The organism is Pseudomonas sp. SMV71, from assembly GCF_052042015.1.
Taxonomy (GTDB): Bacteria; Pseudomonadota; Gammaproteobacteria; order Pseudomonadales; family Pseudomonadaceae; genus Aquipseudomonas.
Map to the genome: position 1 here is coordinate 92404 of NZ_JBKGGU010000004.1, position 10900 is coordinate 103303.

The window sequence follows — 10900 nt, forward strand, 5'->3', positions numbered from 1 at the left end:
CGTCCCATGAACAAGAGAAAGCTGATTGCGCTGCTGATCTACATCCTGTTCCTGCTGGTGCCCATCTACTGGCTGCTGAACATGTCGTTCAAGAGCAACACCGAGATCCTCGGCAGCCTGACCCTGTGGCCGCAGGCGTTCACCTTCCACAACTACAAGGTGATCTTCACCGACCCGAGCTGGTACACCGGCTATCTGAACTCGTTGTACTACGTGAGCCTGAACACGGTGATTTCCCTGGCCGTGGCGCTGCCGGCGGCCTATGCGTTCTCGCGCTACCGGTTCCTGGGGGACAAGCATCTGTTCTTCTGGCTGTTGACCAACCGAATGGCGCCGCCGGCAGTGTTCCTGTTGCCGTTCTTCCAGCTGTACTCGTCCATCGGCCTGTTCGACACCCACATTGCCGTGGCCCTGGCCCACTGCCTGTTCAACGTGCCGCTGGCGGTGTGGATCCTCGAAGGCTTCATGTCCGGGGTGCCAAAAGAAATCGACGAGACGGCCTACATTGACGGCTACAGTTTCCCCAAGTTTTTCGTGAAGATCTTCGTCCCGTTGATCGGCTCCGGCATCGGCGTCACGGCGTTCTTCTGCTTTATGTTTTCCTGGGTCGAACTGCTGCTGGCGCGCACGCTGACCTCGGTCAACGCCAAGCCGATCGCCGCGGTGATGACGCGGACCGTGTCGGCCTCGGGGATCGATTGGGGGGTGCTGGCGGCGGCAGGGGTGTTGACTATCCTGCCGGGCATGCTGGTGATCTGGTTCGTTCGTAACCATGTGGCCAAGGGCTTTGCCCTGGGCCGGGTCTGAGGAGTCGATGATGGAATGGATGAACTGGACCGTCCCCACGGCGGCGTTCTTTGGGGTCATTGCCTTGCTGCTGGCCGGCATGACCACGTGGGAGTTTCGGTCGCCGAGCATTCCTCGGCGTGGTTTCCTGCCGATCACCACCACCCGTGGCGATCGGTTGTTTATCGGTCTTCTCGGTAGCGCCTACCTGCACCTGATGGTGATAGGCGCCACCGACTGGAGCATCTGGATAGCGTTCGCGTTGTCTTTGGTGTGGCTGTTGGCAGTGATGCGGTGGGGCTAGTCGCAAGGCGATCAGGCTCTAAAACCCAAACAGGAGGTCTCTATGTTCGATAAAAACAATAAGCTGCGACATAGCGTTTCATTGGCAGCCATGCTGGCACTCAGCGGGCTGAGTGCTGCGGCCTGGGCCGACGCCTATGAAGACGCCGCTAAGAAGTGGATTGGCAATGAATTCAAACCGTCGACCCTGACAGCCGATCAGCAACTTGAAGAACTCAAGTGGTTCATCAAGGCGGCGGAGCCGTTTCGCGGCATGAAAATCAACGTGGTGTCGGAAACCATCGCCACTCACGAATATGAATCCAAGGTGCTGGCCAAGGCCTTCACCGAAATCACGGGTATCCAGCTGACCCACGACCTGCTGCAGGAAGGCGACGTGGTGGAGAAACTGCAGACCCAGATGCAGTCCGATAAAAACATCTACGACGGCTGGGTCAACGATTCGGACCTGATCGGTACGCACTTTCGCTACGGCAAGACCGAAGCGATTACCGACATGATGGCCAACGAAGGCAAGAACTTTACATCGCCGACCCTGGACCTCAAGGATTTCATCGGTACCTCGTTCACCACCGCGCCGGATGGCAAGCTCTATCAACTGCCCGACCAGCAGTTCGCCAACCTCTACTGGTTCCGCGCCGACTGGTTCGAGCGGCCGGACCTGAAAGCCAAGTTCAAGCAAATATACGGCTACGAGCTGGGCGTACCGGTGAACTGGTCGGCCTATGAAGACATCGCCAAGTTCTTCTCCGAAGACGTCAAGGAGATCGACGGCAAGCGCGTTTACGGGCACATGGACTACGGCAAGAAAGACCCGTCCCTGGGCTGGCGTTTCACCGACGCCTGGTTCTCCATGGCCGGCGGCGGCGACAAGGGCTTGCCCAACGGCTTGCCGGTGGACGAGTGGGGGATCCGCGTCGAAGACTGCCATCCGGTCGGCTCCAGCGTGACCCGTGGCGGCGACACCAACGGCCCGGCAGCCGTGTTCGCGACCACCAAGTACGTGGACTGGATGAAAAAATATGCTCCACCGGAAGCGGCGGGCATGACCTTCTCCGAATCCGGCCCGGTGCCGTCCCAAGGCAACATCGCCCAGCAGATTTTCTGGTACACGGCGTTCACCGCCGACATGACCAAGCCGGGCCTGCCGGTGATGAATGCCGATGGCACGCCGAAATGGCGCATGGCACCTTCGCCGCGTGGTCCTTACTGGGAAGAGGGCATGAAGCTGGGGTATCAGGACGTGGGTTCGTGGACGTTCATGAAATCCACGCCTGAGAAACAGCGCCTGGCAGCCTGGCTGTATGCGCAGTTCGTGACCTCCAAAACCGTATCGCTGAAGAAAACCATCGTCGGCCTGACGCCGATTCGCGAGTCGGACATCAACTCCCAGGCGATGACCGACCTGGCGCCGAAGCTTGGCGGCCTGGTGGAGTTCTACCGCAGCCCGGCCCGTGTGCAGTGGACCCCGACCGGGACCAACGTGCCGGACTATCCGCGTCTGGCGCAGCTGTGGTGGAGCCACATCGCCGAAGCCGCCAGCGGCGAGAAGACCCCGCAACAGGCGCTCGACGGCCTGGCCAAGGATCAGGACGCGATCATGACTCGCCTGGAGCGCTCCAAGGCCCAGGCCACCTGCGCCCCGAAAATGAACCCCGAGCGCGACGCGCAATACTGGTTCGACCAACCGGGCGCACCGAAGCCGAAACTGGCGAACGAGAAGCCGAAAGGCGAGACGGTGAACTACAACGAGCTGCTGAAATCCTGGGAGGCGGCCCGCAAGTAAAACGTCTGATAGGGAAAGACAAACGGCACCGAAAGGTGCCGTTTTTTTTCCAGTCCAATGTGGGAGCGAGCTTGCTCGCGATGATGGCGGCACATTCAACATAGGTGCAAGCAGACCGACCGCTATCGCGAGCAAGCTCGCTCCCACAGTGGATTTGAGGTGTATTGGAGACTTGCGGCTGGCGCGCTTCCACAGGGGGAGCGAGTTAGCCCGCCTTGGCCGAACCTGCCCGGGGCTGTACCGCCACGGGCGACGGTCGGGTGCTCATCAATGCATCGAGGGCCTGGCGATAGCTTCGGCCCGCCAGGCTCATGCTGTTGTTGTGGGTGGCGCCCGGCACCATCAACAGGCGCTTGGGCTGCCGGGCGGCGTTGAACAATTGCTCGCTGAAGCGCGGCGGCACGTAACGGTCGGCCGCGCCATGGACGATCAACAGCGGCATGTTGATCTCGCCGATCTTGTCGATGGAATCGAACTTCTGCGACAGCAACCAGCGTACCGGCAGGGAGGTGTCTGCCATGGCGGTGGCCACATCCCCCAGAGAAGTGAACGTGGACTCGATGATCAAGCCCCTGGCCGGCACGACGCCGCCTTCCTTGACAGCCTTCTGCCCCAGCTCTGCCGCAAGGTCCACCGCAATGGCGCCTCCCAGTGAATGGCCGTAGATCAACCGCAGGGCCGGGTCCGGTTGCAGCACTTCAAGACGTTCCCAGGCGATTCGCGCATCTTCATAGACACTGGCTTCCGAAGGGAGATCGCCCTGGCTCTTGCCGAAGCCCCGGTAATCGATGGCCAACACCGAAAAGCCCATCGCGTTCAACTGCTGGATACGAAACAACTGGCCGGTCAGGTTCCAGCGCACCCCATGCAGATACAGGATCGCCGGCGCGTTCTTGCGCGCGACCGGCCACCACCACCCATGAATGTTTTCCCCGGCCTTTAAGCGCTTCGGCTTGAGATCGAACTCTTGCAGGCCGTTGGGAATCCCGCTGAACCAGGTTGCGGTCCCTGGCTCGATGCGAAACACCAGCTCGCGTTCCTTGTGCTGCAACACAGCGCAACCCACCGGCAACCCGACCACCATTGCCGCCATGAACGACAGTGCCAGCCAGCGCCGTTTAAGAACAGGAAGGGAAAATAAAGACATCGACGCGATTCGCTACCGGAAACAGAAGATGCGTTTTAACAGATTCCTGCAATGGATGGAGGGTCTTTCGGCTCAGAGGCCGAGCCTCTTCAATCCAATCGAACTCCTGCGTCACGCTCCCACTCGAAAACTCGACACCCACAAACATTGAGGTCGATATCATGACGACGCAACGTTCGGATAAAGAGGCGGGGGCCCTGCCGGCCAGGGATGCGAGCGGTGAACCGGTCCCGGTGGTGGAGCGGGATATCCGCCGGCCCGATCCTGACACTGACAAGGTCGACAAGGTGATCACTCCCACGTCGATCAGGAGCCATGAGCAGGACGCCGAAAAGCTGAAGGACAAGATCGGGCAGGTTGAGCGGGGGCTCGACCGCTGACGGCGTCACATTGTCTCTGGATCCAGAATCACACCTGTGGCGAGGGAGCTTGCTCCCGCTGGGCCGGGCTGGCGTTCCAGCGCGTAGCGGCCCTTGTTCCAGGGGACTGCTTCGCAGTCCAGCGGGAGCAAGCTCCCTCGCCACAAGGTCAATGTGGAGTGCAGGTCGACGCGCCCGTCGAGCAACGGTTGTTGGGCCAGGTCACAGGCTCGTTCGAAGCCGGGCCTGTTTGAAGCTTTTCCAGAGCCGAAGGGCAAGCCCGAGGATCAGGCCATCGGGTTGCCATGAATAAAAACTCCAACGCCAATGCTCCAGTTGTCCGGTCATGCGTTCGTGCAATTGATGGCTGGAGTTATTGAGACTGACCCGTGACGCATCGATCCACCGCCAGTTTTCGTCCAGGCCCCAGCGAATCCATTCTTCGAGCAATACCCGGCCACTCCCCAGGTCAGCGTGTTGTGGCAGGAACGCCAGGTTGTAGTCGTACAATCGGCCCTGGTCCAGCAGACCCAGGCGATAGCTGATGCACTGGCCGTTCAGCTCCAGCGTTACCACCCGCACCAGCCCTTGGGCAGCGAGGGCGGTGAAGGCGAGGTTCATCCATTGGCGGCGAACGGGGGTGGCGAAGATGCCGACACCTTCCTCGCCTTTCCAGCTGGCGTCCTCGACTTCAGCCAGGGTTCGCAACAAATGCCCCATGCTGATGGCATCTGGCGTTATCCGGCGGATCTCGCCGCCACAAGCAGCGATTCGCTTGCGCGCTCGACGCAACTTGTAGCGTGGATCACCAGAGACCTCCTGATGGTCGCTGTCGCTGATCAGGTGCACCGGAGCCCGGCAACTGAGTCGTCGCTCTGCGGTGGAACTCAGCGCCATCCAGGCGCTGAGGACGCTTTGTTCACCGTCCGGTTCGATCACTTCGTTCAACTGCAGCAATGCATGAGGCAAGTGCCGACGGATCTGCATCAGCGCCTGGCCCATGTCCTCGGCGTCCAGGCGCGCCAGCAGGGCGATGCGGTCGGCCATTGGAAAACCCAAGTGATGCAGCACCCGGAACCGCAACCCACCGATACGTTCAAGTCCTGATATCAGGGGCAGGCACAGGCATAAGGTCTGGTCCTGCCAGCCCAGCAACACATGCAGTTGCTGCTCGGGCAACAGGACGATTTCCGCTGCTTGCAGCCAGGCCAGGGTGTTGAACGGTGTTGCGTCGGCCACCTGGTTTCGCAGCTGTTCATAAGCTGAGGCAGGAAAGTCCGCCGCGCCCAGGGAGCGACACCATTGGAACCGGATCGCCATGGGGATCAGGCCGCTGAAGTCGAGGCAGCCGGCTGGGCCGGTTTACGAAAGGCGTCCAGTACCGTGCCGGTGTAAGACGTATTGCGCAGAAGCCGCCAGCGACCAAGCAAGCAGTATAGGTGGGTGATCTGCCCGCGCTCCTGGAAGCCCATGCGGATGTGCATCTTGATCGCCTGGATGTTATGCAGATCGCAGACATCGACCATGGTGTTGCAACCGTGCTCTGCCATGACTTTCCACACTTCCAACTGCATGTCCGCCGAGATGCGGGAACCCCAGTATTCAGGGATGGCCTCGCCACCGAACTGAAAGTACTCGCCAGGCTTGATTGGAAAGTTGCAGTGATAGAAATGGTGGTCGAAATAGTCCCGTGTACTGGCCCAGGCGAAACCCACGGTATCGCCCTGATCATCCAGGTACATCAAGCCTGTATAACCTTCGGCCGCCAGCTCGCGCATGGTTTCGACACGGTCGGCGAAGTGCCGGGCAAAAGCATCGGCATTGCTGATCGTGATGAACTCCAGGCGCATCGGTGGGTAGGGCTTGAGGTTATGGGGGGGGAGCGGGGTCCGTATATCATGCTCCAGCCACACCAGTCGGGTGTGGGAAAATACGTAGCGTTTGCAGAGCTGCTTTAGAACGGCGCGTAGACCTTTTTTCTGGATGCGATCACGCAATGTCTGAAGAGCGTTCATGGTGCCTCCTGACGAGTGGCAGGGTTGGGGGGGAGAGGGGCTATCCAACTGAGGGCGAACACGGTTTCCCCTGGCAGGAGAAACCTGACCTGGCCGGTCTTGCAGTCAAGCGCAGCGCTGTGGCTACGGTTGTCTGGGCCGAAATACCACAGCGTCATGCCAGGTTGAGGGCAGGCCGTGCCGTCGAGGCTGACCTGATGGGCTCGGGTGCTTTTGTTCACGCCCAGCAGACTGCGCTGCTTCCCGGTGGCCATGGCCAGGGCGTCGACTTCAAACGCGTCGTTGTCCAGGCGCAGCACCTGATCGAGCCAATGTTGTTGAATGAACTGCTGGGCCAGGCCCACGGGCTTGAGCTCGAAGCGCTGATCGTCCAGAACCCGCACCATGCCTTTGGGGTACTCCGGTTCATCGGCGGCCATGAACCAGTTGAGCATGTCCAGCCAGCCGTCGGCCGAGGCGTTGATGGCCACGGATGTCCACCACAGGCCGGCGTAATGGGTTTCCTGATCGTAAGGGCTCAGGCTCGAGCCACTGGACATGTTGGTCTGGTCCAACAGCAAGGCCTTGCGCGGCCGACCCTGGTTGTCCAGTCCCACCAGGTTGGCGGCCTGGCGGACACTGTCGCGGTAGACCCGGGTCGCCAACAGGTCGCGGATCATCCATTCATGCCAGGCCAGGGCGTCGATCTGGTCGTCGGACGTCGCCAGCAGGCGCCGTGCCCAGTCGATCCCACGCCTGTCAGCGGCATTTTCGGTGAAGGGGCCGTTGACGAACTGCGAGCTGGCCGGCATGGCGATGCGGACACCGGCACGTGCGTTGGCTGGATCGGCGCGGACCTGGGCAGCCATGCTCTGGAACATTTGCTGGAAACTGGCGAAATCTGGGTAACCGAGGTTCGGCTCATCGGCAAAACTGAGGTAGTGCAGGCCTTTGCCGCCCAACGCGCGGGTCGACGTGAGCCAGGCTTGCAAGCCGCTGTGACTGGTCTGGTCGGGCTTTAGATCGGACTGCCGCTGGCTGCCGGCCAGCAGAGTGATGTCTTGGCTGATGGCGAAGCGGTCTTGGTACAAACGTCGGAAGGCATCTTCATAAGTGGCCCTGGCTGCCGTGATATCGACGAAGCTGTACAGGCTCGCCGCCTGGGGTTTGAGCGCATCGAGCGCAGCGTAGCTGGATGGCGGCAGTAACTCATAGGGCAGGTATATGCCCAGCTTTGGGGTCGTGCCGAGCGCCTCGTCGTACAGTTTCAGGTGGGTCTGACCCGGATCCTGGCGCAGTGGCAGCAACTGCGCCGGATCCTGGGCGAACAGATTGGCGGTGCCGTCCAGCCAGAACGCGGCCTTGCCGTTGCCCTGTAGATGCAAGCGCCAGATTTGTTCGACGTCAGCCACTGGCAGCGCGACCTGATCGAACTGCCAATAGGCCCGGTACGGCTTGAGGTTCAGTTGTAATTGCTTGCCGTCGCCGACGCGCCGGGCTTGCAGCGCACGTACGCCGCCGTGAGACTTGCCTGCCAGCACCGCCTGTTCGCCAGCCGCGACCTTGAAATACAGCTCGTCGCCGTCATGGGTTTCGGCATTGAAATGCACCTTTGCCGGGGCAAACAGAGCGCGGGTGCGCGCGTCGTGCTCAACGGTGTAGCGACGGAAGCTGTAGCCGGGAATTTCCAGGCGATAACTGGCGGGACCTGGTGCCAGCGGCCATTGCTGTTCACCACGGGTCTGATCCGCCTGGACCACGCGCTCACCCGCCAATCGTCCCTGGCCGTCAAGCAGATACAGGTGTTCGATATTGGTCTCGGCTTTCCAGGCGGGCACCCAGCGCACGGTGACAATGTCCGGGCGGTCGGTTTGCAGATACAGGCTGCCATCACGGATGCCGGTCCATTGCATGGCCGCGCCTTGGGCCGAAAGCGCCAGGCCCCACAGGCCCAGCCACAGGCCGATTCTCCAGCACCACCGCGTTGACCCCATCGCGAGCAGGCTCGCTCCCACAAGGGCATTATTGGCCCCCGTGGGAGCGGGCTTGCTCGCGAAGAGGCTGGCACCCTCAACATCACGGCCAGCCGAGCGACCGCTTTCGCGAGCAAGCCCGCTCCCACAGGGGATTGATGCTGGGCACAATCTTTGCGATCGGCCCCCGTCCAGGGTGGGAGCGAGCCTGCTCGCGATGGCGTACTGGCAGGCGACGAAGCGTTTCATGCCGATTTCCCCAATAGCATCTGGCGCATCGGCAGCCAATCGCTGGGCAGGATGATCAGTGTTTGCCACAGTGCCACGCCACTGAGACGGCAGTACATCAACAACAGCCCCAGGGTGACACTCAGGTAGGCGATCGAGGACGCGGTGGCAGCGCCAACGATGCCGTAGCGCGGGATCAGAATCAGGTTCAGCGCCAGGTTCAGCAGTGCCCCCCCGCCCATCAGCAGTGAAACGGTGCCGGGGCGGTTCTTGCCCAACAGGTCCAGGCGCAGGATGCTCGCATAGCACAAGCCGAACACCCCTGGCAGCAGCGCCAGCAGGGCCGGGTACGCCGGCTGATAGTCGATGCCGAACAGGGTGACGATCAGCCATTCGCCGACCAGCACCATCCCCAGGCAGGCGCCTAGCATGGCCGTGGCGGTGAGGCGCAGGGCCAGCGGGGTCAGGCGCTTCATGTCGCTGTCCTGCTGCAGCAGGCGTTTCATCAGGGGTGTAGTGACGGCTTCCGGAACGATATGCAGCAGTTCGGCCGCCGCGCTGGCCATGGCGTAGTGCCCTAGCGCCGTGCTGCCCAGCAGCGCGCCGATGAACAGGTAATCCGAACGCGTCAACAGTTGCTGGAACAAAAGGTCCGGATGGCTGCGGACACCGTAACGCAACAGTTCGATCTGGCCGGTGCGATCCCAGCGCAGGGTGACCGCATGATCGCGACGCAACCACATCAAACCCACCAGCACCACCAGGCTCAGGCCTGTCAGCCAGCTGATCAGCGCCGCTTCCAGTGCCGTGTCTTTCCACATCCAGAACAGCGCCAGGAACAGCAACAGCGGGATCAGGGACTCCATCAGCCGCAACGCGTTGAACACGCCGACGCCGCCGGAGGCATTGTGCAGCGTCAGCAGGCCGGTCTTGAGCGCCGCCAGCGGCACGGCCAGCAACAGCAACCAGGCCAGCAGTCCCAGTTGCAGGGTGATGTCCAGTCCCGCGCCGAACTCACGCGCCAGTGCCACCACCAGCAGCGTCAGCAACGCCGCCAGCAGACACCCGAAGACCAGCACATGACTGAGCAACAGGCTCATCGGGCGATGCTGCGCCGCCTGATAACCCACGGCGGAATTCAGGCCCCCACTGGTAGTGGCGCTGATCAGGTCCGGCAGGGTGCTGAGCAGCGCCAACAGCCCTCGTTCGCTGGGCCCCAGGATCCGTGCCAGCAACACGTTGCGCAACAGGCGCAGGCCGATCATCGCCAGGCTCGTGCCCATGCTCAACGCCAGGAGCCTGAGGTAACGTGCGCGGTTCATGAACGGGCTCCTCGGCGAATACGCCAGGCCAATAACTCGGGATGACAGGCGTTGCGTTGGCTGACGCCGAAACGTGGCAGGTTCAGCGGGTCGCGGTCATGGCGATACAGTCCGGCCGCGGTGCCCAACGCGAACGCAAAACCGTGGGCTGCCACCTGCTCGCGCACACGAGCGTCGTTGTCGCCGTTGGGGTAGCAATACACCGGCAAGGGTTGGGCGCAGCCGTTTTCCAGGGCCGTGCGGCTGCGGGTCAGTTCTTCGTGCAGGCGATGGTCGTCCAGCCCGGTGAGGATCGCGTGGCTGGCGCCATGGGGGCCGAAGCGGATCAATCCGGAGTCTTCCAGCATGCGCACCTGGGTCCAGTCCAGCGCCTGGGGCTGGGAGCCTTGTGGGCAGACGTCGGTGAGGTCGCTCAATATTTTTGGATCGAGGGTCTTGAGGCTTTGCAGATAGTGCAGCAATGACAGGCTGCGGCGCTCGTCATCCAGGTCATCGAGCATAACCGGCAGCGGCCGTCCGGCCTGTTGCAAATGTTCGATCAGCGCCAGTCGCGCCACTTGGCCGTGACTGCCCCAGAGGGTTTCGCCGATGCTTTCCCACCAGAAGTGCTGGCGGCTGCCGATGAAATCGGTGGACAGAAAAATACTCGCCGGCACCTGATATTGGCGCAGCAAGGGGAAAGCATTCATGGCGTTGTCGCGCCAGCCGTCATCGAAGGTCAGGGCGACCCGCGGACGGTCCGGAACGGTGGCGGGGTCGGCCAGCAGCAGGGTCATCAGGGGAACGCATTCGAAATGCCGTTGTAGCCAGATCAGCAAGTGCTCGAAGGCTTGCGGCCCCACGCACAGTTCGTTGCGATGGGGCAGTTCGGCGGCGCGGTCGTTGCTTAGCACACGGTGCAGCATCAGGATCATGCCGGTACCCCGCAAAGGTCCGCGGCCCAGGGCTGTGTTCAGGTACAGCCAGCCGCCGGTGAGCTTGAAGACTTGTTTGATCGACATT

At 61.8% G+C, this 10900-nt stretch carries 10 protein-coding genes; 4 read left to right on the forward strand and 6 right to left on the reverse strand.

Features of this window, described 5'->3' with window-relative positions; genetic code table 11:
* Positions 1–6 precede the first annotated feature (6 nt).
* The 3 genes from ACLEJQ_RS05030 to ACLEJQ_RS05040 are packed head-to-tail and all read left to right on the forward strand — an operon-like array spanning position 7 to position 2875.
* The gene (locus ACLEJQ_RS05030; protein ID WP_440792749.1) at positions 7–807 is read left to right on the forward strand and encodes a carbohydrate ABC transporter permease; all 801 of its coding nucleotides are present in this window, start codon (positions 7–9) and stop codon (positions 805–807) included.
* A gap of 10 nt (positions 808–817) precedes the next feature.
* On the forward strand, positions 818–1090 hold the full coding sequence (locus ACLEJQ_RS05035) for a DUF2160 domain-containing protein (protein ID WP_440792751.1): 273 nt from the start codon (positions 818–820) through the stop codon (positions 1088–1090).
* A gap of 42 nt (positions 1091–1132) precedes the next feature.
* Complete coding sequence (locus tag ACLEJQ_RS05040; RefSeq protein ID WP_440792753.1) at positions 1133–2875, forward strand: ABC transporter substrate-binding protein; 1743 nt, start codon at positions 1133–1135, stop codon at positions 2873–2875.
* 205 nt (positions 2876–3080) lie between these two features.
* Here the strand turns inward: ACLEJQ_RS05040 and ACLEJQ_RS05045 are convergent, their stop codons facing one another.
* Complete coding sequence (locus ACLEJQ_RS05045; RefSeq protein ID WP_440792755.1) at positions 3081–4022, reverse strand: alpha/beta hydrolase; 942 nt, start codon at positions 4020–4022, stop codon at positions 3081–3083.
* A gap of 161 nt (positions 4023–4183) precedes the next feature.
* Between ACLEJQ_RS05045 and ACLEJQ_RS05050 the strand changes: the two genes are divergently transcribed.
* Positions 4184–4402, forward strand: a complete 219-nt coding sequence (locus ACLEJQ_RS05050) for a hypothetical protein (RefSeq protein WP_440792756.1) — start codon at positions 4184–4186, stop codon at positions 4400–4402.
* 201 nt (positions 4403–4603) lie between these two features.
* Here ACLEJQ_RS05050 and ACLEJQ_RS05055 read toward each other — a convergent pair whose 3' ends face one another.
* From ACLEJQ_RS05055 to ACLEJQ_RS05075, 5 genes are all read right to left on the reverse strand, one after another.
* Positions 4604–5701 (reverse strand): GNAT family N-acetyltransferase, encoded by a 1098-nt coding sequence (locus tag ACLEJQ_RS05055; RefSeq protein ID WP_440792758.1) that lies wholly within the window; start codon positions 5699–5701, stop codon positions 4604–4606.
* A gap of 5 nt (positions 5702–5706) precedes the next feature.
* Entirely contained in the window at positions 5707–6396 is a 690-nt protein-coding gene (locus tag ACLEJQ_RS05060; protein ID WP_440792760.1) for an N-acetyltransferase family protein, read from the reverse strand.
* Entirely contained in the window at positions 6393–8369 is a 1977-nt protein-coding gene (locus ACLEJQ_RS05065) for a hypothetical protein (protein WP_440792762.1), read from the reverse strand. Before ACLEJQ_RS05065 ends, ACLEJQ_RS05060 begins: the two co-directional genes overlap by 4 nt.
* A gap of 224 nt (positions 8370–8593) precedes the next feature.
* The gene (locus tag ACLEJQ_RS05070; RefSeq protein WP_440792764.1) at positions 8594–9898 is read right to left on the reverse strand and encodes a lipopolysaccharide biosynthesis protein; all 1305 of its coding nucleotides are present in this window, start codon (positions 9896–9898) and stop codon (positions 8594–8596) included.
* Positions 9895–10899 (reverse strand): polysaccharide deacetylase family protein, encoded by a 1005-nt coding sequence (locus tag ACLEJQ_RS05075; protein ID WP_440792766.1) that lies wholly within the window; start codon positions 10897–10899, stop codon positions 9895–9897. The genes ACLEJQ_RS05070 and ACLEJQ_RS05075 overlap by 4 nt, the downstream gene beginning before the upstream one ends.
* Position 10900: the final 1 nt, after the last annotated feature.